Source organism: Lysinibacillus sp. G1-3 (genome assembly GCF_056322905.1).
The window spans coordinates 141,120-164,955 of sequence record NZ_JBWHYQ010000014.1; the positions used below are offsets into that span (position 1 = coordinate 141,120).

Annotated in this window: 22 protein-coding genes, 1 pseudogene and 1 riboswitch; of the genes and pseudogenes, 9 read left to right on the top strand and 14 right to left on the bottom strand. The window is 38.2% G+C overall.

Features of this window, described 5'->3' with window-relative positions; translation table 11 throughout:
- Positions 1-157 precede the first annotated feature (157 nt).
- Together mnmL and mnmM are read left to right on the top strand one after the other, a co-directional pair.
- The gene (mnmL, locus tag ACVYAD_RS16260; protein ID WP_079561670.1) at positions 158-1,114 is read left to right on the top strand and encodes a tRNA modification radical SAM protein MnmL/YtqA; all 957 of its coding nucleotides are present in this window, start codon (positions 158-160) and stop codon (positions 1,112-1,114) included.
- The gene (mnmM, locus tag ACVYAD_RS16265) at positions 1,111-1,689 is read left to right on the top strand and encodes a tRNA 5-(aminomethyl)-2-thiouridylate-methyltransferase MnmM (RefSeq protein WP_476427143.1); all 579 of its coding nucleotides are present in this window, start codon (positions 1,111-1,113) and stop codon (positions 1,687-1,689) included. Before mnmL ends, mnmM begins: the two co-directional genes overlap by 4 nt.
- A gap of 515 nt (positions 1,690-2,204) precedes the next feature.
- On the opposite strand, the gene ACVYAD_RS16270 is transcribed toward mnmM, so the two are convergent.
- Together ACVYAD_RS16270 and ACVYAD_RS16275 are read right to left on the bottom strand one after the other, a co-directional pair.
- A complete protein-coding gene (locus ACVYAD_RS16270) occupies positions 2,205-3,713 on the bottom strand; it encodes an alanine/glycine:cation symporter family protein (protein ID WP_349659127.1) in 1,509 nt (502 codons plus the stop codon).
- Positions 3,714-3,839: 126 nt separating this feature from the next.
- Complete coding sequence (locus tag ACVYAD_RS16275; RefSeq protein ID WP_476427144.1) at positions 3,840-4,646, bottom strand: alpha/beta hydrolase; 807 nt, start codon at positions 4,644-4,646, stop codon at positions 3,840-3,842.
- A 136-nt stretch (positions 4,647-4,782) separates the two neighbouring features.
- On the opposite strand from ACVYAD_RS16275, the gene ACVYAD_RS16280 reads away from it, so the two are divergent.
- Positions 4,783-5,304 carry a gamma carbonic anhydrase gene (locus ACVYAD_RS16280; protein ID WP_349659125.1) on the top strand — a complete coding sequence of 174 codons (522 nt, stop codon included), beginning with the start codon at positions 4,783-4,785 and terminating at the stop codon, positions 5,302-5,304.
- A 430-nt stretch (positions 5,305-5,734) separates the two neighbouring features.
- On the opposite strand, the gene metK is transcribed toward ACVYAD_RS16280, so the two are convergent.
- Positions 5,735-6,931: a methionine adenosyltransferase gene (gene metK, locus ACVYAD_RS16285; protein WP_349659124.1), complete on the bottom strand. Its 1,197-nt coding sequence runs from the start codon at positions 6,929-6,931 to the stop codon at positions 5,735-5,737.
- A gap of 298 nt (positions 6,932-7,229) precedes the next feature.
- Positions 7,230-7,347: riboswitch (SAM riboswitch) on the bottom strand.
- An 803-nt stretch (positions 7,348-8,150) separates the two neighbouring features.
- Between metK and pckA the strand changes: the two genes are divergently transcribed.
- Positions 8,151-9,737, top strand: coding sequence for a phosphoenolpyruvate carboxykinase (ATP) (gene pckA, locus ACVYAD_RS16290; protein WP_349659123.1), 1,587 nt, complete (start codon positions 8,151-8,153; stop codon positions 9,735-9,737).
- Between the two features lie 157 nt (positions 9,738-9,894).
- On the opposite strand, the gene ACVYAD_RS16295 is transcribed toward pckA, so the two are convergent.
- Complete coding sequence (locus ACVYAD_RS16295; RefSeq protein ID WP_476427145.1) at positions 9,895-10,155, bottom strand: hypothetical protein; 261 nt, start codon at positions 10,153-10,155, stop codon at positions 9,895-9,897.
- Between the two features lie 237 nt (positions 10,156-10,392).
- On the opposite strand from ACVYAD_RS16295, the gene ACVYAD_RS16300 reads away from it, so the two are divergent.
- Complete coding sequence (locus ACVYAD_RS16300) at positions 10,393-11,349, top strand: alpha/beta hydrolase (RefSeq protein ID WP_476427146.1); 957 nt, start codon at positions 10,393-10,395, stop codon at positions 11,347-11,349.
- Positions 11,350-11,497: 148 nt separating this feature from the next.
- Here the strand turns inward: ACVYAD_RS16300 and ACVYAD_RS16305 are convergent, their stop codons facing one another.
- The 3 genes from ACVYAD_RS16305 to ACVYAD_RS16315 all read right to left on the bottom strand — a co-directional run bounded on the left by ACVYAD_RS16305 (position 11,498) and on the right by ACVYAD_RS16315 (position 13,382).
- Complete coding sequence (locus ACVYAD_RS16305) at positions 11,498-12,274, bottom strand: alpha/beta hydrolase family protein (protein ID WP_432760131.1); 777 nt, start codon at positions 12,272-12,274, stop codon at positions 11,498-11,500.
- On the bottom strand, positions 12,258-12,722 hold the full coding sequence (locus tag ACVYAD_RS16310) for an NUDIX domain-containing protein (RefSeq protein WP_476427147.1): 465 nt from the start codon (positions 12,720-12,722) through the stop codon (positions 12,258-12,260). Before ACVYAD_RS16310 ends, ACVYAD_RS16305 begins: the two co-directional genes overlap by 17 nt.
- Before the next feature lie 342 nt (positions 12,723-13,064).
- Positions 13,065-13,382, bottom strand: coding sequence for a transposase (locus tag ACVYAD_RS16315; protein ID WP_197140191.1), 318 nt, complete (start codon positions 13,380-13,382; stop codon positions 13,065-13,067).
- A 139-nt stretch (positions 13,383-13,521) separates the two neighbouring features.
- On the opposite strand from ACVYAD_RS16315, the gene ytzI reads away from it, so the two are divergent.
- The 4 genes from ytzI (at position 13,522) to ACVYAD_RS16335 (ending at position 15,218) form a co-directional block, all read left to right on the top strand.
- Complete coding sequence (gene ytzI / locus ACVYAD_RS16320; protein WP_349659119.1) at positions 13,522-13,668, top strand: YtzI protein; 147 nt, start codon at positions 13,522-13,524, stop codon at positions 13,666-13,668.
- Between the two features lie 70 nt (positions 13,669-13,738).
- The gene (locus ACVYAD_RS16325; RefSeq protein ID WP_197140193.1) at positions 13,739-13,900 is read left to right on the top strand and encodes a hypothetical protein; all 162 of its coding nucleotides are present in this window, start codon (positions 13,739-13,741) and stop codon (positions 13,898-13,900) included.
- Positions 13,897-14,130, top strand: a complete 234-nt coding sequence (gene yidD / locus ACVYAD_RS16330; protein ID WP_053485074.1) for a membrane protein insertion efficiency factor YidD — start codon at positions 13,897-13,899, stop codon at positions 14,128-14,130. The genes ACVYAD_RS16325 and yidD overlap by 4 nt, the downstream gene beginning before the upstream one ends.
- A 110-nt stretch (positions 14,131-14,240) precedes the next feature.
- Entirely contained in the window at positions 14,241-15,218 is a 978-nt protein-coding gene (locus ACVYAD_RS16335) for a metal ABC transporter solute-binding protein, Zn/Mn family (protein ID WP_476427148.1), read from the top strand.
- Here the strand turns inward: ACVYAD_RS16335 and ACVYAD_RS16340 are convergent.
- The 7 genes and pseudogenes from ACVYAD_RS16340 to ACVYAD_RS16370 all read right to left on the bottom strand — a co-directional run bounded on the left by ACVYAD_RS16340 (position 15,182) and on the right by ACVYAD_RS16370 (position 23,774).
- Entirely contained in the window at positions 15,182-16,387 is a 1,206-nt protein-coding gene (locus tag ACVYAD_RS16340; protein ID WP_476427149.1) for a transglutaminase domain-containing protein, read from the bottom strand. The genes ACVYAD_RS16335 and ACVYAD_RS16340 overlap by 37 nt on opposite strands.
- 425 nt (positions 16,388-16,812) lie before the next feature.
- Positions 16,813-17,264, bottom strand: a pseudogene (locus tag ACVYAD_RS16345) (hypothetical protein).
- Between the two features lie 74 nt (positions 17,265-17,338).
- On the bottom strand, positions 17,339-18,763 hold the full coding sequence (locus ACVYAD_RS16350; protein ID WP_476427150.1) for an o-succinylbenzoate--CoA ligase: 1,425 nt from the start codon (positions 18,761-18,763) through the stop codon (positions 17,339-17,341).
- A gap of 161 nt (positions 18,764-18,924) precedes the next feature.
- Positions 18,925-19,743: a 1,4-dihydroxy-2-naphthoyl-CoA synthase gene (gene menB / locus ACVYAD_RS16355; RefSeq protein ID WP_053485078.1), complete on the bottom strand. Its 819-nt coding sequence runs from the start codon at positions 19,741-19,743 to the stop codon at positions 18,925-18,927.
- Between the two features lie 107 nt (positions 19,744-19,850).
- A complete protein-coding gene (gene menH / locus ACVYAD_RS16360; RefSeq protein WP_476427151.1) occupies positions 19,851-20,684 on the bottom strand; it encodes a 2-succinyl-6-hydroxy-2,4-cyclohexadiene-1-carboxylate synthase in 834 nt (277 codons plus the stop codon).
- Positions 20,672-22,396 (bottom strand): 2-succinyl-5-enolpyruvyl-6-hydroxy-3-cyclohexene-1-carboxylic-acid synthase, encoded by a 1,725-nt coding sequence (menD, locus tag ACVYAD_RS16365; RefSeq protein WP_476427152.1) that lies wholly within the window; start codon positions 22,394-22,396, stop codon positions 20,672-20,674. Before menD ends, menH begins: the two co-directional genes overlap by 13 nt.
- Complete coding sequence (locus ACVYAD_RS16370; RefSeq protein WP_476427153.1) at positions 22,389-23,774, bottom strand: isochorismate synthase; 1,386 nt, start codon at positions 23,772-23,774, stop codon at positions 22,389-22,391. Before ACVYAD_RS16370 ends, menD begins: the two co-directional genes overlap by 8 nt.
- Positions 23,775-23,836 lie beyond the last annotated feature (62 nt).

The following is a 23,836-nucleotide window of genomic DNA, read 5'->3' on the forward strand; positions in this document are numbered from 1 at the left end:
TTTTTTGTGTAGTTTTTTGGGGCCTCCTGATGATATACGATGGTCGATGTACTTTTCGATTGCCTCCTCTCATAGTACATCCACATATTATTAAATTCTTCCCTCATGACGGAAACACCAGCACGTGATAAAATATAGTTTTAGAGGAGTGAAATAAATGACAGAAACAAACTTTCCTTTTCCATCAGACGGGAAGAGGTATTATACATGGAATCGCTATTTACGTGAGCAATTTGGTCATAAAGTTTTTAAAGTAGCACTAGACGCAGGCTTTGACTGCCCAAACCGTGATGGTACAGTTGCCTTTGGCGGTTGTACGTTCTGTAGTGCTGCAGGTTCAGGTGATTTTGCGGGCAACAAAGTTGATCCTATCGAGGTGCAATTTGCTGAAATACGTGACAAAATGCATCAAAAATGGAAAGATGGCAAATACATGGCTTACTTCCAAGCGTATACAAATACACATGCACCGCTACCAGTATTAAAAGAAAAATTTGAAGCTGCATTAGCCCAAGAGGGGGTTGTCGGATTATCCATCGCAACACGCCCAGATTGTCTGCCAGATGATGTAGTTGAATATTTAGCTGAATTAAATGAGCGTACCTATTTATGGATTGAATTAGGACTTCAAACTGTACATGAAAAAACAGCCAATCTTATCAACCGTGCCCACGATTATGCAACATATGTGGAAGGTGTTGAAAAGTTACGAAAACATGGTATTCGTGTATGCTCACACATTATTAATGGTCTTCCTCTCGAAGACTCTGACATGATGATGGAAACTGCTCGTGAAGTCGCAAAGCTTGATGTACAAGGTATTAAAATACATTTACTGCATCTTTTAAAAGGTACTCCAATGGTTAAGCAATACGAAAAAGGAATGTTAGAATTTTTAGATCAAGATGTTTATACAAAGCTTGTTGCCGATCAACTTGAAATTCTACCACCAGATATGGTTATTCACCGTATTACAGGCGATGGACCAATTGATTTAATGATTGGCCCGATGTGGAGTGTTAATAAATGGGAAGTATTAAATGGAATTGATGCTGAGCTTGAACGCCGCGGAAGCTGGCAAGGAAAATTTTATAAAGCTGAGGATGACAAATGAAGCTACAACGAGTTTTACAATATGCCCAACAGCTAATAAAAGATACTGTTGAAGAGGGCGACACTGTAGTAGATGCCACAGCTGGAAATGGCCACGACACTTTGTTTCTAGCACAGCTTGTCGGCGATGAAGGACAAGTATACGCCTTTGATGTTCAAAAGAGCGCTGTTGATGCCACTCTCCATCGCCTTTTAGATAATGGCTTAGAGCATCGTGCACTTGTTTTACATAGAGGGCATGAAGAAGTAGTCAACTATGTCCACAAACCAGTTGCAGCTGCAATTTTTAATCTTGGTTATTTGCCTGGTAGCGATCACGACATCATTACACAGCCAAATACGACGATACAAGCAATTGATGATTTGCTAAAGATGCTAAAAATAGGGGGTCTTATTGTCCTCGTCATTTATCATGGTCATCCGGGCGGGAAGGAAGAGCGAGATGCTGTGATTGACTATGTCAGTCAACTTCCCCAAAAATGTGTACATGTTTTAAAATACGAGTTTTTAAATCAACAAAATGATCCACCTTTTGTAATTGCTTTAGAAAAAATGAAAAATTATTCGTTAAGTTAGTTAGATAATTTAATATAAATTTTACATGCATGTTGATTAGGAAAATTTAGGTTTATTATTGACTGATAAAAGGATTTTTTTGTTGATACTTTGCTAATGGATGTCCATTTTACTGATTGTAGCGGTGGGCTACTCGACTCCCGCAGGAAAGCGAGACAGACGAGACCCTGCATGGAGCGCAGCCGAGGAAGCGGCTCGACGCTTTCGCGCTGAGCAAGGCTTCCTGCGGGCGAGCGTCAGCGGCAGCACCAATTGTTTTATCTGTGCGAAAGCGTAGCGGCAGCACCAAAGCGAGTAGCCCGCAGCGGAAATCAGAGCCATCTAAGTAATTTGAGTAGATAAAAATGTTTAATCAACACACTTGATAATTTATTTAAGGCACAATTCCGATAACTCATTGGAATCGTGCCTTTTAATTTAGAAAAGAGGATATCCCTGATAGCGCGGGAAAGACAAAACAAAAAAGCTATCTAATAGAATCTTTCAATCTATTAGACAGCTTCCTATCTTATTATCTATTTATTTTTACGTTTTTCATTATAATCAATCCAGAAATCTGCACCTTTAATTCCTAGTTTACGAGGATCAAAAACAGGATCTTTTCCTTCTTTTTTCTGTCTCTCATAGTCCTTTAATGCAACTATAGCAGGCTTCATAATAATTAAAATCGCTATAACGTTAATCCAAACCATTAGTCCTAATCCAACATCCCCCATAGCCCAAGCAAGGTCGGAAGTACGTATAGTACCGTAAAACGCAGCAATTAAAATTGCAAATTTAGCTAGCCAAATGACGACCTTCTCTGTAGTTCCTGAGAATAAATAAGCCACATTTGTTTCGGCAATGTAGTAGTATGCCATAATCGTCGTGAAAGCAAAGAAGAATAATGCGATCGCTACGAATGGTCCACCAAAGCCTGGTAATGAAGAGTCAACTGCATATTGTGTATATGCTGCACCTTCTTTAATACTTTTCGCAAATGTTACTTGCTCATCTCCAGTTAATCCACCTTTATTGAAATCACCAACATAAACATATGAATCAGTGCCTTCTGCAGCTTTTTCATCCTGTACATTGTACATGCCAGTAAATAAAATCATAAATGCAGTAGCTGAACAAATTAATAATGTATCAATGTATACAGAAGCCGCTTGCACGATACCTTGTTTAGCAGGGTGTGATACTTCTGCTGCAGCAGCCGGATGCGCACCTGTCCCTTGCCCTGCCTCATTTGAATAAATACCACGTTTAACCCCCCATGCAATAGCGGAGCCAACAATACCACCGAAGATTTCTTGCGCACCAAATGCACTAGAAAAAATTAATGAAAATACAGCTGGTACTTCTTTAATATTCATTGCGATAATGACAATGGCCATAAGAATATATGCTAATGCCATAAACGGTACAATGACCTGTGCAGCATTGGCAATCCATTTTACCCCACCGATAATAATAGTACCTAATAATACAACAATAATAAGTCCTGTAATCCAAGTGTCAACAGAGAAAGCGTTTTCAACAGCTGTCGCAATTGCATTTGATTGAACACCCGGCATCAACACTAACATGGCAGCTAATGCAGCAACAGCGAAAATGACAGCAAACCATTTTTGCCCCATTCCCTTTTCTATGTAAAAAGCTGGCCCACCACGATATTCTGTATCTTTCTCTTCTTTATAAATTTGAGCTAATGTCGACTCAACATAAGCAGTTGCCGCACCAATAAAGGCGATTGCCCACATCCAAAAAACAGCACCAGGTCCCCCCATCCCGATTGCTGTAGCTGTACCGGCAATATTACCTGTCCCTACTCGACCAGATAATGCAATAGACATTGCTTGGAAAGATGAAATCCCCTTTTCCGATTTTTCGCCTTTAAACATTAAAACAAACATATCTTTAATGTGTCTTACTTGTAGGAACCTTGTAATGATTGAAAAGAAGAGCCCAATTAACAAAATGCCATAAATAAACCACGGTCCCCATAAAATCTCATTCATTTTCCCAACGATTGCTTCCATTTTACCCCTCCAATTTGAAAAATAATACTTTAGGTCATTATAGTATTACACTTTTCAGAAAATTACAACATTATATTCAAGTAACAAAAAGTTAGTAATTTTCTAGTTAATTGGAGAGGTCATTCACTACTTAATTATATAGCCAATGTTTCGAAGAGCATTATTAATAAAATCACGTATATAAACAAAAATCTCATCACGCTCTACTTCATGAAATAGATTATGATAACTGTTTGCCCATTCTTTAAATTGAAACTCTGTAAAGTCCTGCAGATGAAGCCAATTACGAGTTTGTTTAGTTTCAGTAATATTATCTTTTTCAGCTGTCATCACTAACATAGGTCTATTAGGGAATTCTGCCTTAGGCAATAACACTAAATTGCGCATCATTTGCTGTAGTTCTCGATACCATTTCACTGAAACAACTGACGAAAAAGGAACTTCATCCTTCATCTCATCTCTACCTTCTACACTGCGCGTTAAAGTTTCTATAGTAATTTCATGAGTCAGCTTCACATTTGCAGTCAGGGCACTTAAACTAGTTAAAGCATTTGATAATTTACCTGGCAGTAGCTTTAAATGAAGCCATGGTGAAGTTAAAATAATTCCTGCGCATTCATATTTTCGTTTTTGCATGGTATGTAGTAATAGTGTCGCACCAAGCCCATGTCCTATTAAAAAGACAGGTAGATTATACGAAAAAGCATTCTCGATCAAATGCCTTGTATATTTGTTGTATTCTTTAAAATCTTCATCGTGAACATTTGAAAATCCTTTATTCACTCCATGATTAGGTAAATCCCCCATGACTATGTGGAAGCCTTCCAATCTTAATTTTTCTATAAGCCATGCATACCAGCGGTGATTTTCATATGCACCATGAAGAATTGCAACCACAGCCTTTGCTTGTCCATCAGCTTCCCATTTCCACATTTCACATAGTCCTCCTAAAAAAATAATTACACAATGATTATAACGAAATATCTAGCTCATTTTAATTTAATATTTCCATCAAGTTGCGTATTTGATACGATAATATTACATCATAGAAAGAAAAGAGGCGATTCTCATGATCTATCCATTTAAAGGTAAAACACCCAATATTGATCCATCTGTATTTATTGCCGATTATGCGACCATAACTGGTGACGTTACAATAGGTGCTGAAACAACTATTTGGTTTAACACAGTTATTCGAGGGGATGTATCACCGACAATTATCGGAAAAAGAGTTAGTATTCAAGACCTCTGTTGCTTGCATCAAAGCCCTAAATATCCACTAATTATCGAAGATGAGGTAACAGTCGGACATCAAGTAACTTTACATAGCTGTACGATTCGTAAGAAAGCCTTAATAGGTATGGGCTCTATCATATTAGACGGAGCGGAGATTGGAGAGGGTGCATTTATTGGGGCGGGTAGCCTTGTTCCTCCAGGCAAAGTCATTCCTCCAAATAGCTTAGCATTAGGGCGTCCCGCAAAAGTTGTAAGAGAATTAAATGATGAAGATATAGAAGATATGGAACGCATCATACATGAATATGTAGAAAAAGGCCAATACTATAAATCTCTTCAACCAAAAAATAAATAGTTCTTTCAACTAAATCAAAGCAGCTCCACGTTGCTTGGACAACCGATCCCCACGTGATTGTATATGTCGCTTATTTTTTGATCAATTATGCCTCGGCATAATTGCGTCCGGAATCGGCTTTGTGCTTAGGCCTGCGTGAGGGCCGACACGATGTCGGTCATTTCGGTAATGCCACAGGACATGTCCCTTTTACCGATGTAGGTCAGTTAGTCGTTATCGCATGAATGCGATGGTTTTAGGCTAACATCCCCTAAGCACTCTTTTCTGATTCCGTGACATCCACCGGGGGCTTTAACTTCTTTCAACGGGTGTTTAGACACCCGCTGAAAGAAGTTAAAAACAACGAAAGGGGCAATAGCATGTTAAGCCCCTTTCTGTAATAGTATCTTAAAATATTTGTCCAACTACTTTATTACTTTAGCTGAATAGTTTATAAACCTGCTTTTTCTTTTAATGCGTCTGCTTTGTCCGTTTGTTCCCAAGGTACATTTAAGTCTGTACGACCGAAGTGACCATATGCTGCAGTTTGCTTATAAATTGGGCGACGAAGGTTAAGCATTTTAATAATCCCTGCTGGGCGTAGGTCAAATAGCTCGCGTACCCATTTTACAATTTCACTTTCCGTAACTTTTCCTGTCCCGAATGTATCAACAGCAATAGATACAGGTTGAGCAACACCAATAGCATAAGCTAGTTGTACTTCAGCTCGATCTGCTAAACCAGCTGCTACGATATTTTTTGCCACATAGCGGGCTGCATATGCCGCTGAACGGTCTACCTTAGTTGCATCCTTACCAGAGAAAGCACCACCACCATGACGGGCATAGCCACCGTATGTATCAACGATGATTTTACGTCCAGTTAGACCAGCATCTCCTTTTGGACCACCAATTACGAATCGGCCAGTTGGGTTGATGAAATATTTAGTCTCGGCATCTAATAATTCACTCGGAACAACTGGAGCAATAACGAATTCTTTTAAGTCTGCTTGAATTTGCTCAAGTGTAGCTTCTTCGTCATGCTGTGTAGAAATGACAATCGTATCAACTCGCACTGGTACATTGTTTTCATCATACTCAATTGTTACTTGTGTTTTTCCATCTGGACGTAAATAACCTAGTTCACCAGATTTACGTACTTCCGTTAAACGACGAGCCAATTTATGCGCTAAACTAATTGGTAACGGCATAAGCTCTGGTGTTTCGTTACATGCATAACCGAACATTAAGCCTTGGTCACCTGCGCCAATTGCTTCAATGTCAGCGTCTGTCATAGAGCCTTCACGTGCCTCTAATGCTTGGTCAACACCTTGAGCAATATCAGGTGATTGTTCACCAATAGCAACAAGTACTGCTAGATTTTCAGCATCAAAGCCATATTTCCCACGTGTATAACCGATTTCTGCTACAGTATCACGAACGATACCTTTAATGTCTACATAAGTAGACGTAGTAATTTCTCCTGCTACTAATACTAAACCAGTAGTTACTGTTGTTTCACACGCTACACGTGCGTTTGGATCTTCTGCTAAAATAGCATCTAAAATGGCATCCGAGATTTGATCACAAATTTTGTCTGGATGTCCTTCTGTTACACTTTCTGATGTAAACAGTCGACGTTTTGTCATTTGGTTTTCCTCCAATTACTTTTACAAATAATATTTGCGAATTAATACGGTACTCATTACCCATGTCAAGCCCGCTCCTATAGATTGAACTCTAAAGCAGTTGTCGCTGTCGCTACGTTTCACTACGCTTTCGCATAAAAAACAACTACTGCTTTTAACACGAGGTTTTCGAAAGATCCGTCATTATAATAAGGAAAGGACTATATACTTACCTTTACATTCGTTTTTAACAATAAAAAAATCCTTTTCTCACGCTTACTTTACATGAGGAAAGGAATAATGACTTCGTAACCTTTCACTCTTATCGTTCAAGGGGTTTCCCTTGCATCAGGTTGGCACCAGCGCATGTCGTGAAATAGTTCATGCAGGTTGCCGGGTTTCACAGGGCCTGACCCTCCACCAGCTCGGGATAAGAGTATCCGTTCAATATCTCATAATACGGAAAAGGTCGAACGTTGTCAAATATTTTTAACTTCTTTCAGCGAGTGCCCAAACACCCGCTAAAATAGGGAAACTCAGTGTAAGAACGCCACGTCCTGTAGCATTACCGAAAGCGAAAATCATGTCGGCTCTCGTGCTGTCACTGTCGCAAAGACAAAAACACATTGCTGTCACTACGTTAACACTGCGCTTTCGCAAAATAACGTCTACAGGCATAAGCACAAAACCGATTCCGGACGCTTTGTTTATCTATAGCGAAAGCAAAGCGTTAGCTACAGTTATACCATTATTATGAAACTCATTTGTATTATCCTGTAAATTCAAACAAAATAATCCCTACTCTCCACCTCACATCATGTGTTAACATATGTGTAACCCTTTACAGCACATTTTGTAGTGAAAGCAAAGCGTCAGCTACGGAACATGTGGTGGATGAAAATGATTGTAGCCCCTTTTCAATCGAAGACAAGCTCCAACTAATAAAAAACAAGCTGAAAACTTCACATCCTGTGCGAACCTCATATAAGCCAAAAGCTTCTAGAACACAATTTTGCTGTGTCGAAAGTGATTGACTGATCACTTATAATAAATAGGGTAAAAAGCATTATCAAAACGAATCAATTTACTTTTTGTCGTTTTCTTGAAAAGTAATAAAATCTGAAAAATAATTTCTGAATTAGTATAGATTATTTAAGCAATTGTGTTATACTATTTTTGAAATTAAGAAAATCTCCCTCAGACTCAAGGGAATACTATAAAAAAGGATGGTATTTAATCGATGAATTCAGTAGAAATTGCAAACGAACTGAAGGAATTATTAAGCGGCAGTAACATTAATGTTCAACTTTCAGTACCACAATTAGCTGAAAAAGCTACTTCTCGTGGTGAAGCTATGTTAACAGTAGATGGCGCAGTTCGTGCAGAAACTGGCAAATACACTGGTCGTTCACCTAAAGATAAATATACGGTAGAAGAAGAGAGCACAAAAGATAAAATTGACTGGGGAAAAGTTAACCGACCAATTTCTTCTGAAGTGTTCGATAACTTATATGTAAAAGTAGTAAAATATTTAAAAGAACAGGACGAATTATTCGTATTCAAAGGCTTTGCTGGTGCTGACAAAGATTCTCAATTAAGCATTCAAGTAATCAATGAATATGCTTGGCACAATCTGTTCGCTCATCAATTATTTATCCGTCCAACTAAAGAGGAATTAGCTTCTCATGTTGCTGACTTCACAGTTATCTCAGCTCCTAATTTCAAAGCAGACCCTGCCGTTGATGGCACTGCTTCTGAAACATTCATCATTGTATCACTTGAAAAGAAAATCATCCTAATCGGTGGTACTGAATACGCTGGTGAAATCAAAAAGTCTATTTTCGGTATTATGAACTACTTATTACCACAACAAGGCATCCTTTCAATGCACTGCTCAGCAAACGTTGGTGAAGCTGGTGATGTTGCATTATTCTTCGGTTTATCTGGTACTGGTAAAACTACTTTATCAGCAGATCCTGATCGTAAGCTTATCGGTGACGATGAACACGGATGGTCTGATAACGGTGTATTCAACATTGAGGGCGGTTGCTACGCAAAAACAATTAACCTTTCTGCTGAAAAAGAACCAGAAATCTACAACGCAATTCGCTTCGGTTCTGTTTTAGAAAACGTAGCTGTTGATCCAGAAACTCGTGTTTGTGACTATGATGACGGTTCATTAACAGAAAATACACGTGTAGCTTATCCAATTCAATACATTGAAAATATTGTTGATCCATCTGTTGCTGGTCACCCAAAAACAATCATCTTCTTAACAGCTGATGCATTTGGTGTATTACCTCCAATCAGTAAATTAACAAAAGAGCAAGCAATGTACCACTTCCTAAGCGGTTTCACATCTAAACTTGCTGGTACAGAACGTGGTGTAACAGAGCCAGAACCAGTATTCTCTACTTGCTTCGGTTCTCCATTCCTTCCACTTCCAGCAACAGTTTATGCTGAAATGTTAGGTCAAAAAATTGACGAGCACGGTGCACAAGTATTCTTAGTGAACACTGGTTGGACTGGTGGCGAATATGGTACTGGTAGCCGTATGAAGCTTTCTTACACTCGTACAATGGTGCGCGCTGCAATTGATGGTAAATTAACTGATGTTGAAACAATTCAAGATTCAGTATTCGGTTTAAACATCCCAACTACTATTGAGGGTGTACCAACTGAAGTGCTTAATCCTCGTGATGCATGGGCAGATAAAGCTGCTTATGATAAAAAAGCTGCTGAACTTGCTGGTTTATTCAACGAAAACTTCAAGAAATTCTCAAATGTTTCTGAAGCTATCACAAACCTTGGTGGTCCATTAAAATAATTTACTAAGCAAAGGGAACGATTTCAGTCGTTCCCTTTTTTGTTGAAAGAGAAAATTTTTATGAAAATGAGAGAGATTTCCATACTAGACTACTCGCTATCCTTTGTATCTAGCCACTTCCACTGCCTTGCATTTTGTTGCCGCTTCCATTTCGTATTCAAAACATTAGCGTTTTAACACTTTTAATTACAGTAGCATGCCAGAAGATACACGCTGAGTGAATGGATTGATTGGAGCGGAGACTGGGCGACTCCTTGGGGATCAGCGATATAGAGGAACGAAGGCTAAAAGCATCAAGTCCTGTGATAACGCCTTCGTGACCAACATCCTGCTGTTGCTGTCGCTGCGCTTTCGCAAAAACAAAACCAAACCCTGTTGCTGCCGTTACGTTAACACTACGCTTTCGCGCAAAAAACATCTGTTGGCCCGAGACCCTGCAGCGAAGCGAAGCGGCTCATCGGACGCCCCCAGTCGGAGCGGAAATCAATCCCTCATTTTTGCCGAAGAGCCACACTAAATTAATAGTAGTTCGACAACATACAAAGGGATCGATTCAAGTCATTCCCTTTTTTATTTTCCCCTATTTTAGAAAAGTCCACTTTTCATATTGGTAACTTTGTGTATAATTCATAATAGTAGTTTTAGGAGGAAATATATGAAAAGAAAGTATAAAGTGATTATTACCATTGTCAGTCTTCTATTAGTATTGTTTGTTGGTGCTGGATTTTTTGCAGGGAATTATTTTTATAATCTCGCCTTAAATCCTAATACAGATAAATCAGCTGTGCTTGATGCACCGCACAATTCAATCGCTGTTAATCCTAAGGAAGCAAAAGAAAAAGAAGAGAGTGAAAAATGGTTTAAGGAGAATTACCAGGATTCTTATGTAAAGTCTTTTGATGATTTGAAATTACATGCCTATACGCTTAAAAATACAAACGAAACAAATAAATGGGCAATTGTTTTCCATGGATATTCATCTGATGGCTCACAAATGTCAAAGTATGCTAAGCATTTTTATGATACAGGCTACAATGTTCTCATACCAGATGCAAGAGCTCATGGAAAAAGCGAGGGTGACTATATTGGGATGGGCTGGCACGATCGGCTTGATGTAGTCTCATGGATTAATAATGTTACCAATTCAGATAAAAACGCTGAAATTATTTTGTATGGTATTTCCATGGGAGGTGCTACAGTGATGATGGCCTCAGGAGAAGATCTACCTAACAATGTTAAAGCTATAATTGAGGATTGCGGTTATTCCTCGGTTTGGGATGAATTCTCCTACCAATTACAAGAAATCTTTCATTTACCGGCCTTTCCTATTATGCACTTCTCTTCAATTGTTACGAAAGTAAGAGCTGACTATACGCTTGGTGAAGCTAATACTGTCGAGCAAGTTGCCAAATCGAAAACGCCGATGTTATTTATTCATGGAAGTAATGATACATTTGTGCCATCTTATATGCTAAATGAAGTATATGAGGCTGCCAATGTACCGAAGGAGAAAATGATAGTTGAAGGTGCTGGACATGGCAGTGCAGAAAGCGTTGCTGGTGATTCGTACTGGGAAACTATTAATAACTTTTTAGTGAAATACGTAAAGTAAGTTTCCTTTTTCCAACCGTTCATGTGCCTACAGTAAAGCACCTGAACGGTTTTTTGGGCTACCTGAGCAGTTTTTCTAACAAAAAAACTCCATTTTGAAAAAGAGTTAATCAAAATGGAGTTAATTAACTAATTTTACCGATCTTCATCTATTGTCGTTTCATCCATTCACAAAGTGCATGTACTGTCTCTCTATTTTTGGCAGGCGGATACTGATGAGCGTAGCGATGATCATACCATGTCTCATATGATATATTGGCATCTTTTAAATAAAATTCTAACTGTCTAGCATGTTCAATATCTACATTTTCATCACGATAGCCATGAATAATAAGGACAGGAGCTGTCATATGCTCTACCTCAAAAAGTGGTGTTCGGGCATCATAAGCTTCTGGTACACGATTAGGTGTCCCTCCAATTACACGCTTCATCATTCGGCGCATATCTGTTCGCTCCCAATATGTAGCTGTTGCATCAGATACTCCTGCCCATGTTACAACAGATGTAATATCTCTACGTAAGATTGCAGTCCAAAGTGCCATAATACCGCCACGTGAAAAACCAAAGACATGAATATTATCATTACAGAACTGCTTTAGTACGTCTACTGCGTATACAGCGTCATAACGATCAGCTCCTGCAAACTCATCTCGACCTTCTCCACCTCGATTGCCACGGTAATATGGGGCAAAAACGATAAAGCCTTGTGCTGCAAACTGAGCGACACGCGAAGGTCTAACCATACCAATGCTTTGCATCCCTCCACGTAAATATAAAAAACCATCATATGTACCTTCTGCCTTAGGTTCCGCTAATAATCCCTTCACACGTAGACCCTGTGACATATACGTGATTTCCGTTAAACGAATAGCTGGATTGGGCGAAGGATAAGGACGTTTTTTAACGATCTTACCATTGGTCATAATGTTTCAACTCCTCCAGCATTTTCTTCATTCCTTCATCTTTCATATGAAAACTTAAATTTGGATGATTAGTAAATTCTTCATCTGTTAGCCAAGTCATCCCTGAAGTTTCTAAATCAAAATCAATGTCCTCCTGCCCCGCAAACTGTGCAGTAAAGACCGTTTTACAAAATAAACTATCATCATGAACGGCATATTCAGCAAACCATCTAAGGTTTTTTACATGAACACCAGTCTCCTCGAATACTTCCCGAACCGCTGCCTGCTCCAATGTTTCCCCAGGTTCTAGCTTTCCACCTGGAACCTCTACACCACGGCGTTTATGAATCGTACATAACCACTTATTTTCATGCTTTAATAAAACAAGTACATGCTTAGGCTCAACGTCCAATACGCCTCTTATAAAACTTAAATCCACTCGTAAACCATTTAAATCTGTAAATGAGAACATGCTCATCAACTCCTTTGTTCATGTTAAAGGCTTATTTCACACACTGAGCCCAATCAATTACTAATAGAGATTGGTATTCTTCGGTGTTATGGTGATAGTCTTTTATTTTCACTATAGTGTAATCATGTAGCTACAATCAACAAATAAAATTCACTACTTTTTCAACTCCAATATTTACAAAGTGTAAATATCATGTCATTAAGTTTGATTTTCATGAATGAGAGTTATTAGCAACGATCTTTGAGAAAACAGCCTTTTATAATTGAAAGTACAATAAAAGTAGTTTTCACTAATTAATTCTTAAATAAAAAAGATCACTGAAGTATTCAGTGACCTTAACTTTTAAGCACGTTTGTTGAAATAAGGAAGTTGCTCCACAAATGCCTTTGTATCCGCATCCCCATATTCATGAACTAGTGCATAGATTTTTTTTAATCGTAAATCAATTTCATCATTTTCTCTATCAAGATGATATTGGATATATGGCAATTGCGCACGCCACGCATTCGCAATCTCCAACATCTGCATTTGCTGAAATATTTTTTCAAATACATCTAATGCTTGTCGGTCTACATTGAGCTCAAAATTCCACGGTCCTGCATATGGATTTGTATAATATGTTCTATTGGCAAGTGAAAAATATACACGCTGACGATCCATTTTTACAAAACACTCCTTTTACCATAGTATGGCGGTAAAAGTACTGTTTTATTCGCTGGAATGTCAAACTTCCTTCACAACTAAGTAAGTTTATCTATTTTATAATAGGAAGTGATGAATCAGGAACGGAGTGAATGCCATGAGTTTAGTCACACTCTTAATTGTAGCCGCAATCATCGTTGTATTAATAACGGTCGCGACTATTATTAGTGTCAATCGTGCGTATGCTTTTAAACATACAGTTGACGAAAAACCTCAGCAAAGCTTTCATCGAGATGATGACTAGTTCAATTTGTACATTTTTTTTAGCAATTCTTTTATAATATTATTATCAAGTAGAATTTGGAGTGAACGCAATGGGAGTACCATTACCAATAATCATTATGATCGCAATGATGATGCTTATGTTTGGCGTATCTGTCATTGTCCTGTTGAAGAAAAAAAGCAATTTCTTTACACAAACTATCGATGCTAAGCCTAAGCAATCCAACGCTCAACAAGAGGACAAAAAAATATGAAATATCCCTTTATATGGCTCATTAAGTTTTACAGAAAATTTATATCACCCATGACACCGCCATCCTGTCGCTTCCATCCTACATGCTCCTCTTATGGACTTGAAGCTTTTCAAAAACACGGTGCCATTAAAGGATTCTATTTAACGATTAAACGTATATCAAAATGCCAACCATTCCATCCAGGTGGCTTTGATCCAGTACCTGAAAAATGGCCTTCGAAAAAGAATTAATTTTCGAGGGTCATTTTTTCTTGTGCTTTTTTAAGATGTACGTTATTATAGAAACTGTTCAAAAAAATAAATCGTAATGATTACTATTAAAAAAAGAGGTATACAATAAGATGAAAAAATTATTTTTGTTATTTTCAGTTGCAGTACTTGCCCTATTCACTGCTGCCTGTGGGGATAAATCATCAATGTCCAAACAGTCAGAGACAAAAGATAAATTAACAATTTACACGACTGTCTATCCATTAAGTTATTTTGCACAACGAATTGGTGGCGATTTTGTAGAGGTTTCTTCTATTTACCCTACCGGTGCCAATGAACACACATTTGAGCCAACACAAAAAGATATGATGAAATTAGCAGATGCTGATATATTTTTCTATATTGGCTTAGGGCTAGAGGGCTTTGTTGAGAATGCCAAAAAGACTCTAGCTAATGAAGATGTAACAATGGTGGCAACAGCAGATCAGGTTTCAGATGAAAAATTAGCTATGAGCTCAGGTCACTCACATGATGATGAAGAGGAAGCACATCACGGTCATGAAGATCATGATCACGGTAATGTAGATCCACATGTTTGGCTATCACCAACGATCAGTCAAGACTTAGCACTTTCCATTAAAAATACTTTAGTCGAAAAAATGCCAGAACAAAAAGCTACATTTACAGCTAACTACGAGACATTGGTAAAAGAACTACAAGATTTAGATAACGAATTCAAAGCAACGGCGGATAAAGCGCAAGAGAAAACATTCTTCGTATCACATGCAGCATTTGGCTATATTGCAGGACAATATGGCTTAAAGCAAGTACCAATAGCCGGTTTAAACTCGCAAAATGAGCCTTCTCAAAAAGAACTTACAACGATTGTTGATAAAGCAAATGAATTGCATATTCACTACATTTTATTCGAGCAAAATGTCTCTTCTAAATTAGCAGAGGTTATCCAAAAAGAAGTCGGTGCGAACTCTCTTGTCTTGCATAATTTAAGCGTTTTAACAACAGAGGATGTAAAGAAAAATGAAACTTACTTCACCCTTATGAAGAAAAATATTCAAACCTTAAATACTGCCTTAAACGAACACAAATAAATGAGTAAGGAGGTGCCCCGAAAATCGTATGGGGACACCTCCTTTATTATGACGTACTTTTCTTGTGGCATTCGTTTTTCCGTTCTATCAATACTTATTAGCCCTTTTTTCTTATACAAAGTATTTTGTATTATCTTTCGATTAGCCTTTAATTGGGCTATATTACTTTCTAAAATAATTGGTTCCCATTCATTTAGATGTACCTGAACACTCTTATCGCTTTTATTACTTTTCAAAAGCAGTGTAGGTTGTTCTATTAATGGCTTTACTAGTTGTTTATTTTCACTTAAAACGGACAGCCCTCTGTCAAAGGAAAACTGACTATCCATAATTGGCTTTGTAAGAACTTCAATCTTACTTGTTTTTTGTAAATCGCTATAGGCTTCGTTTGTAGCAGCTGGGAAACTCGAATAGTCCCAAGAGTGATCTTTTGCTAATTGGCGATCAGAAACTAAAAAATAATTATAACGTACCTCTCCCTTATGATCAGGCAAAGGATCATCCCAAGTAACGTCGATATGATACCATGCATTATCAAGCTTTACTAAGACCCAGGCGTGTAGTTGCTCCCCTACTTTTCCTGGTACATATTGTACCTCAAAGCCTTGCATCTCTAGCATTCGATAAAGTACTAAAGCATACGCCTGACAAACTCCCTTTTTTTCTGTAAGCAATGTGTAGGGGGAATATGGACTTCCTTCCGTTTCCTTTGAATATTCAGCAGATAGGACGATAAAATCATGTGCAGCTTGTATTTTTTGCAATTCACTTAATCCATGCATAGGTGCAATAATATTCGCCAAAGTCTGTTCTACAAACACTTCCTCTTGCTGTGAAATATGATAGGTAAACTCAAATCTAATGACAATATTATTGGTATAGCCTTCATATTTCCATTTAAAACTAGAAATATTGGCGTAAATATATGGATCTTGAATAGCATGTTTAATAAGCTCTGATAGTTCATCTTTTATTTCCGTCGTTTTACCAGTATATTGAATGTCAAATTCAGTAGTTAATTGCATGACTTGTTCTTGAATTTGATATTGTAGGGATTCTATTGAATTGGCTGTTGTTGTGTTCTTTTGTTCATAGTTTGCGAATACTTGCACATGACTCATTTGTAGAACAAATAATATAATGAAAACATTATATATATATTTTCTCATATGAGTCATTCTCCTTTACTAAATAGTTTATGCCTGTCATTTCTTATTATGTTAATGAATGATTAATTTAATCCTAAAAATTTACTAAAGATGACTCTTAAAACGAATAAAAAAAGCCTTCTTATAATAAAGGCTTCCCTTTATAGTGTTGAAAAAAACTATTATTTAGTTGAAATAAATGAAAGTATGGCTATTCTACAAAACGATGGGTTGATTTCCGTTCCGGCTAGGCGCTTTCCTGGGGGCGTCCAGTCGGAACGGAAATCAAACAAAGTCACAAAGTATGTCATTCTTATAGAGTCATAAAACAAAATTATAGTAAGTGGTGTTTGATTTGCAGAAGCTTATACTATTTCCCTGATCATTTTGTTTTTTTAAACACATAAAAGAGCATCGATTCCGATGCTCTTTTAGTGTGAAAATTATTAATTTCTTTTTGTCTCAGTAATTATAGGCTCATCATATGAAATAATATCGATTATATGGTTCAAACAAGGAATTTGATAGTGAACGAACTGCTTTTCAGGATTTATATCTTCAGCAATTGTTCCTAATTTAATATAATCCAAATACCTTGATTTAGAGTAAATTCTAAAAAGATTACCATCGGAAATTTCGTAATCATCCATTACAGTAAATGATTCGTCAATAATGGAGTAAGCAACATACGTTTCAAAATCCAATTGTAAAACTGATTGATTTTCATCAACATCAATTAGGATGCTTCTATTCCAACCTTATCTATAATTTTCACGGATCCCTTCGTATTGTTCGCATTACACCTATCGATAAATACCCTCAATGAATTTTCTTCTGGTTCAAACAATTTATTTAAATATATATACCCTTTAAATTTCATCAAATCTTGAAAATTCATTTCTTTACCCCCATATTAAAAATCTAAACTAAATTTTTCATGTCAAACACCTATAATGAAAGCTTCTTTTTGGATTAGTTCATTAATTTTCTCCGAAGTAGCTTATTGGCGCCGTTTCGTGGGAGCTTGTCCGTAACAATAATCTCTTTTGGAAGTTTATATTTCGCAAGTTTCTTTTGACAAAATGCTTGTAATTGTTCTACTTGAACATGTTCTTTTAATACAACAAAGGCTATTGGTACTTGTCCCCACTTATCATCATCAATGCCGCATACTCCCGCTTCTTTTACAGCAGGATGTGTAAGTAGCACATTTTCTATTTCAGCAGGATAAATATTTTCGCCACCTGAAATAATTAAATCAGCCCGACGATCGATAACAAATAAATAACCATCTTCATCTATATATCCAATATCCCCAGTATGGAGCCAGCCATCAATCGTTGCTTCTTTTTGAGCAAAACGACCAATGTACCCTGGTGTAACATGTGGACCACGTATGCAAATTTCTCCTTCACCATTGTCATTCTGCTCAGCAATGCGAATTTGATTAAAAAATAATGGTTTTCCCGCTGAACCAATTTTTTTCATCGCATCTTCATTTGCTAATGTTGCAGTTTGTGACGAAGTTTCTGTCATACCATACGTTTGAGCTACAGCTAAATGTAATGCATGCGCTCTTTTTAAATAATCCACTGGCACAGGTCCACCACCTGCGAGCATCATTTTAAATTTCGGTGAGGCTTGTGCGTTTCTCTGTTCAAGAGTATGTAGAATCCTTTCTAATGTGACAGCGACTACCGACATATGTGTAACCTCGCCATCCATTATATTTTGCGAAATTGCTTCTGCATCAAAGTGATCATATAAATGCACTTTATTTCCGTACAACAGTGAACGCACTAAAATAGAAAAGCCACTAATATGAAAAAGTGGTACAGCACATAACCATGTATCATCCGCATGCAAACCTATATTTAACACTGAGGCCGTTGCACTTGCCTGGTGATTTCCTACTGTTTGACAAACGCCCTTTGGAAAACCAGTCGTACCAGATGTATACATAATCGATGTTGTTTGGTTTAAAGACCATTCTTTCGTAATATCAATTGCCGTTTCTGTACTTTTTTCTATTGTAGAAAATAAATAATTCGTCGTATGTGATGGTAATTTTTCTATATCCTCATCGGCAACTAATACTGCCATAGCTTCTGAATCCTCTAGCTGGTAAGCAATTTCATCCTGTGTTAGCCTACGATTTAGCATGACCATTTCACATTGTAAATGCATACATGCGTACATCATAATAACAAGTGAAGGCTTACTCGGCCCCATTATTGCAATACGGTCGCCTTGCTTAATATCCAGTGTTGTAAGTTGACGAGCACGTTTTAAAGATAAATCATTTAACTCTTGAAATGTCCAAGTCTGCCCATTATATGTTAAACCGTTTCGTAATGGTGTTAAATACGCTCGCTGTAAAACCCAGTTCAGATACATTTCGTTATTCCTCCAATCTGCCTTATCTTGCCGTTTCATCATAGAATCCTTCAGTTGGACATGGAGTCCCGTTACTCTGCCAAGTCTATCCGACTTGCCCATTTAGATATACAAAAAGCTCGTATCTCAGTAAGATACGAGCCGTTCATCGCTTCAGATCATCAAGGGAATCTTGGGAATTGACCGAAATCTGGTTGACGTTTTTCTTTAAATGCGTCACGACCTTCTTTAGCTTCATCTGTTGTGTAATAAAGAAGAGTAGCGTCGCCAGCCATTTGTTGAAGACCTGCTAAACCGTCTGTATCTGCATTCATTGCTGCTTTTAAGAAGCGTAGAGCAGTTGGAGACATTTCTAGCATTTCTTCACACCATTGTACAGTTTCATCTTCTAATTGCTCATAAGGAACAACTGTGTTAACTAATCCCATATCAAGTGCTTGCTGTGCATCATATTGACGGCAAAGGTACCAAATTTCACGCGCCTTTTTATGACCAATAATACGTGCAAGATAGCCTGAGCCATATCCAGCATCGAATGAACCAACTTTTGGTCCAGTTTGTCCAAAACGAGCGTTGTCAGCAGCAATTGTTAAGTCACAGACAACGTGTAATACGTGTCCTCCACCAATTGCATAACCTGCTACCATCGCTACTACAGGTTTTGGAATAACACGGATTAAACGTTGTAAATCAAGGACGTTTAAGCGTGGGATTTCATCTTCACCAACATAGCCGCCATGACCGCGTACTTTTTGGTCTCCACCTGAACAGAAGGCATGTTCACCTTCACCTGTTAAAATGATAACTCCAACATTTTTGTCATCACGTGCACGTGAAAAAGCATCGATCATTTCCATTACCGTTTTTGGTCGGAACGCGTTGCGTACTTCTGGACGGTTAATCGTAATTTTTGCGATACCGTTATAGAACTCATACTTAATGTCTTCATAAGTATGTAAACTTGTCCATTGACGTGTCATTGAATTGCCTCCTAATAATTAAATTCGTCTCGTTCAAATCGAGGCGAAAACGTAAAAATTTTATTACTATCAATTATGCCTCGGCATAATTGCGTCTGGAATCGACTTTAACTTCTCTCATTGGTGTTGAAAGAAGTTAAATACTCCTCTACTATTGTAGCAAACTCAGCGGGATTTTCCACATGAATTGCATGTCCAGCTTCATTTACTGTCGTATGCTTGGCATTTTTTAATAACGCTTTCATTTCTAGTGCTATTTTACAAAATTTCTCATCGAGTGATCCTGTAATTAAAAGCACAGAAAATTCAAGATTCTCCAATGCTATCCAATTTGATGGTTGGCTTCCTGTACCAATGCCTCGTAAGCTACCTGCCAAGCCTTCCTCTTTCTGAAAAAGTCGTTCGAACCTAATCGCTTTTCGCACATTGTGTGGTAAACGCTTTTGAGATTCAAACAAAGGAATAGTCTCCCATGCATTAACAAATGATATCAAACCATTACTAATTATTTTTTCAGCGAGAGCGTTATCCCTCTCACAACGTTCAGAACGTTCCTTTGCCGTTCGTAAACCTGGCGAAGCACTTTCTAAAATTAGCTTTTCAATGCGTTCAGGGTAGGAGATTGCATACGATAATGCAACTCTTCCCCCCATTGAATAGCCTAGCAGCGTAATTTTTTTTAGCTCTAATTGGCTAAAGACTTCCTCTAAATCTTGGATTTGCTCTTGCATAGAGAAACGACTAATTTGCTGAGGTATTGCCGTTTGACCATGTCCAATTAAATCAATGGCAATAACTCGTACATTAGGTAGAGCTTTCGCTAAATTTTTCCATGTAGCCGTACTTCCTGTAAAACCATGCAATGCAACGAGCGTTTGCTCCGCTTCTTCATTCCAGATTTCCACGCTCGTTTCAAGTCCACGAATCATTAGCTTTGCCATGCTTTTAGCCCCGCATTAATGCGATTCCACAACGCTCGATGCGCATATACATTTTCCTCTCGGTTCGTGAAAATTTCGATTAAGCGCATTGGTCGTTTCTTCATAGTAGTGAACTTTACTGATAGCTCTGAAATATCGTCTACACGTATATAGTCCATTCCGTACATGTTGGCAATATCGAAGAATTCTAGGGCAGTTGGTGTCCCGAACAAATCTTCATAATGTGCCTCGACTGTAGATTGTGGTAAATAAGAGAAAATACCGCCGCCATCATTATTCATAACGATTATTGTTAGGTTGCATTCTTGGTATCTTGAAGCAATTAACCCATTGACATCATGTAAAAAGGCTAAATCGCCAATAAGCAAGTAGGTTTCGCGGTTATTTCCTTGACTAAAGCCCATTGCTGTCGATACGACGCCATCAATACCGTTCGTTCCACGATTCGCAATAATACGAAGATCTTTTGGTGTTGCCATTAAAAACGTATCAATATCACGCACTGGCATACTGCTACTTACAAAAATATCACTACCATTAGGAATCATTTTGAGTAATCGACTTACCATTGCACCCTCATCAATCGCACCATCAGAATAGTGTTCAATATACTCTAGTGCTATATCATTAGCATCTTGCCACTCAGCTAAATACGCTGCTTCTAGTGCTGTTTTAGAGACTTCTAATTGCGTGAGCCACTCGCCAATACTTGCATGAACAAAATGAGTAGACGCACCTGTAGCATCACGGAACATCGGATCTTCATCGACCACAATATAAGCATCTGGCTGCGATTTAGTAATAAATTGCATAATAAATTTAGAAACAGGCTGTGCTCCTAAACGTAGTACCGTATCTGGTTTAACTAATGCTTTAAAATCTTCGCTCTTCATAATTGCATCGTACGTTGTGATCATATATGGTAGACAATCCTCTGGGACAGACGAGCGCATATTAGATAAACTCTCGACAATGACCGGCCATTTTAATTGGCGAACAAACTCCCACATCATTGTTAAATCTGTACCAAGTGCTAACTCCCCAATAATAACAAAGCCTTTTTTAGTTGCACGTATAATCTCCGATAACTCTTGTTGAGTCGCCTTGGAAGGTATTAACTGACCCATACTACTGTGCTTAAATGTCGCTTCAGGAAGTTCCTTTCGAAAATCAATTAACAAAGGTTCTCTAAACGGTACATTAATATGCACTGGTCCAAATGGTGCGCTCATTGCAATCGCTACCGCACGTGCGATATGACGCTCGATAAACGGCAATGTTGGTGCTGCATCATCTGCCAACGGGAAATCCACGCTCCACTTGACATGGGAGCCGTATAAATTCGGCTGATTAATAGCCTGTGGTGCACCTACCTCTCGCAATTCATGCGGACGATCAGCTGTGATTACAATTAACGGTACACGGGCATAGCTTGCTTCAACAATGGCAGGAAAATAGTTTGCCGCAGCTGTTCCCGATGTGCATAAAAGAACAACAGGTTTTGCGGTAGCCTTTGCAATTCCTAACGCAAAAAAGGCAGCAGATCGCTCATCAACCTGACGATACATATGGAGCTGTTTCGTTGAAGCAAATGCATAAGCTAAAGGTGTAGAACGTGAGCCAGGGCTGACAACAACGTTTTCAACACCAGCTTGCACTAGTGACGCTACCATTTTATAAACATAATCCGTTAATATTTCTCGTTCACTCATGTAATTGTCCTCCTAGCGCACGAAGCATTGGACGGAATTTCACTAATGTTTCATCATATTCAGATTGTGGCTCTGAATCTGCTACTATACCGCCACCAGCATATAAATAAGCCTTATCCTTAACTAAAGCAGCAGAACGAATGGCCACTGCAAATTCCCCATTACCTTCAGCATCTACCCAACCAATTGGAGCTGCGTAAAGTCCACGATTCATAGGCTCATACTTACGTATAGCTGCCATTGCCTCTTTCCTTGGCACACCGCCTAAAGCTGGCGTTGGATGCAAAGACTTTGTCAGTTGTAATATAGTTGCCTCATTATTCAACTGACCTTCAACAGGTGTATATAAATGTTGTATATCTCTAATCTTTAGTAAGCGAGGGCTATCTGGTACTTTCATCTCGACACAATTTTTACGGAAAGTTTCCGCAATCATATCGACAACATATTGATGCTCCCCACCGTTTTTCGAATCATTTAATAAGCTTTGTCCATAGGCTTCATCTTCCTCTGCTGTCTTACCACGTTTAATAGAACCTGCCACACAAGATGAAAAGGCGCGGCCCTTTTCTACTTTTACAAGACGTTCAGGGGACGCACCAAAGAACAATAATTCTTGATGCTCTAAACCAAATAAATAGCTCTCTGGCTGCTCATGAATAATTTGTGATAATACTTGTGGTGAAGAAACTTCTTCTTTAAATTGCAATGCTAGAGAGCGTGCAATAACAACTTTATCTGCCTTCTTTTGCTTAATCAATGCTGTTACTTGGTCAATCGAAGCTAAATATGGTTCCTTATATGGCTCAAAATAACTTGTGATTTCAGGCTTTGAATACGTTTTCACTTCTTTTACCTGCGCAGCATGAATTAAATGATCTCGCTCTTTTCGTAACGCGTCAAACTGAGGCTCTGCTTGCCCATCTTTTGAAAGAAGATGGATACTTACAAATGCTTTGTCATCACGTATGACAAGCTGATATGTTGCGAGCGCAAAAAAAGCTTCTGGAAAGTCTGTCCACTCCCCAGCAACATTATTTTGTGGATCAAATGTAAATCCGCCAAATAAAATTGGCTGTAGCTCACTTTGTCCCTTAACACAGTTTTTCGTTAAGTTTTTCCATTCCGCTTCTACTGCATCGTAGCGATCATTTTTGGCGTTATTTTGTATTGTATAGGCATGTCCTAGCCCTACTAATGTCATTGTTTTTTCTCTATTTTGCCAATAAAATCGTTCACCTTTATAATGTTCCTCACCCGCCGCATAAAATGCGAGCGCCGATAAGCGACTTACTTCAATTGTTTCCATATAAAAATGAAGGCTTTGGCCCAAAGAGTCCACTTCTACTTCTGTGGCTTGGTACCACTTCTGTTGCATGAAAATTACCTCCGTTGTTGCAATGTACATAATGAATGACGCACGGTATGTTTTGTACTCGC

Bases quoted from the DNA above. Each gene is read 5' to 3' on its own strand.
- ACVYAD_RS16340 (WP_476427149.1), bottom strand. From the start codon at position 16,387: ATGAGAAAATATATATATAATGTTTTCATTATATTATTTGTTCTACAA.
- mnmM (WP_476427143.1), top strand. From the start codon at position 1,111: ATGAAGCTACAACGAGTTTTACAATATGCCCAACAGCTAATAAAAGAT.
- yidD (WP_053485074.1), top strand. From the start codon at position 13,897: ATGAAATATCCCTTTATATGGCTCATTAAGTTTTACAGAAAATTTATA.
- mnmL (WP_079561670.1), top strand. From the start codon at position 158: ATGACAGAAACAAACTTTCCTTTTCCATCAGACGGGAAGAGGTATTAT.
- menB (WP_053485078.1), bottom strand. From the start codon at position 19,743: ATGACACGTCAATGGACAAGTTTACATACTTATGAAGACATTAAGTAT.
- ACVYAD_RS16275 (WP_476427144.1), bottom strand. From the start codon at position 4,646: ATGTGGAAATGGGAAGCTGATGGACAAGCAAAGGCTGTGGTTGCAATT.
- ACVYAD_RS16325 (WP_197140193.1), top strand. From the start codon at position 13,739: ATGGGAGTACCATTACCAATAATCATTATGATCGCAATGATGATGCTT.
- ACVYAD_RS16300 (WP_476427146.1), top strand. From the start codon at position 10,393: ATGAAAAGAAAGTATAAAGTGATTATTACCATTGTCAGTCTTCTATTA.
- menD (WP_476427152.1), bottom strand. From the start codon at position 22,396: ATGAGTGAACGAGAAATATTAACGGATTATGTTTATAAAATGGTAGCG.
- ACVYAD_RS16280 (WP_349659125.1), top strand. From the start codon at position 4,783: ATGATCTATCCATTTAAAGGTAAAACACCCAATATTGATCCATCTGTA.
- ACVYAD_RS16335 (WP_476427148.1), top strand. From the start codon at position 14,241: ATGAAAAAATTATTTTTGTTATTTTCAGTTGCAGTACTTGCCCTATTC.
- ytzI (WP_349659119.1), top strand. From the start codon at position 13,522: ATGAGTTTAGTCACACTCTTAATTGTAGCCGCAATCATCGTTGTATTA.
- ACVYAD_RS16310 (WP_476427147.1), bottom strand. From the start codon at position 12,722: ATGTTCTCATTTACAGATTTAAATGGTTTACGAGTGGATTTAAGTTTT.
- ACVYAD_RS16270 (WP_349659127.1), bottom strand. From the start codon at position 3,713: ATGGAAGCAATCGTTGGGAAAATGAATGAGATTTTATGGGGACCGTGG.
- pckA (WP_349659123.1), top strand. From the start codon at position 8,151: ATGAATTCAGTAGAAATTGCAAACGAACTGAAGGAATTATTAAGCGGC.
- ACVYAD_RS16315 (WP_197140191.1), bottom strand. From the start codon at position 13,382: ATGGATCGTCAGCGTGTATATTTTTCACTTGCCAATAGAACATATTAT.
- ACVYAD_RS16350 (WP_476427150.1), bottom strand. From the start codon at position 18,763: ATGTATCTGAACTGGGTTTTACAGCGAGCGTATTTAACACCATTACGA.
- menH (WP_476427151.1), bottom strand. From the start codon at position 20,684: ATGGCAAAGCTAATGATTCGTGGACTTGAAACGAGCGTGGAAATCTGG.
- ACVYAD_RS16370 (WP_476427153.1), bottom strand. From the start codon at position 23,774: ATGCAACAGAAGTGGTACCAAGCCACAGAAGTAGAAGTGGACTCTTTG.
- metK (WP_349659124.1), bottom strand. From the start codon at position 6,931: ATGACAAAACGTCGACTGTTTACATCAGAAAGTGTAACAGAAGGACAT.
- ACVYAD_RS16295 (WP_476427145.1), bottom strand. From the start codon at position 10,155: ATGTTTTTTGCGCGAAAGCGTAGTGTTAACGTAACGGCAGCAACAGGG.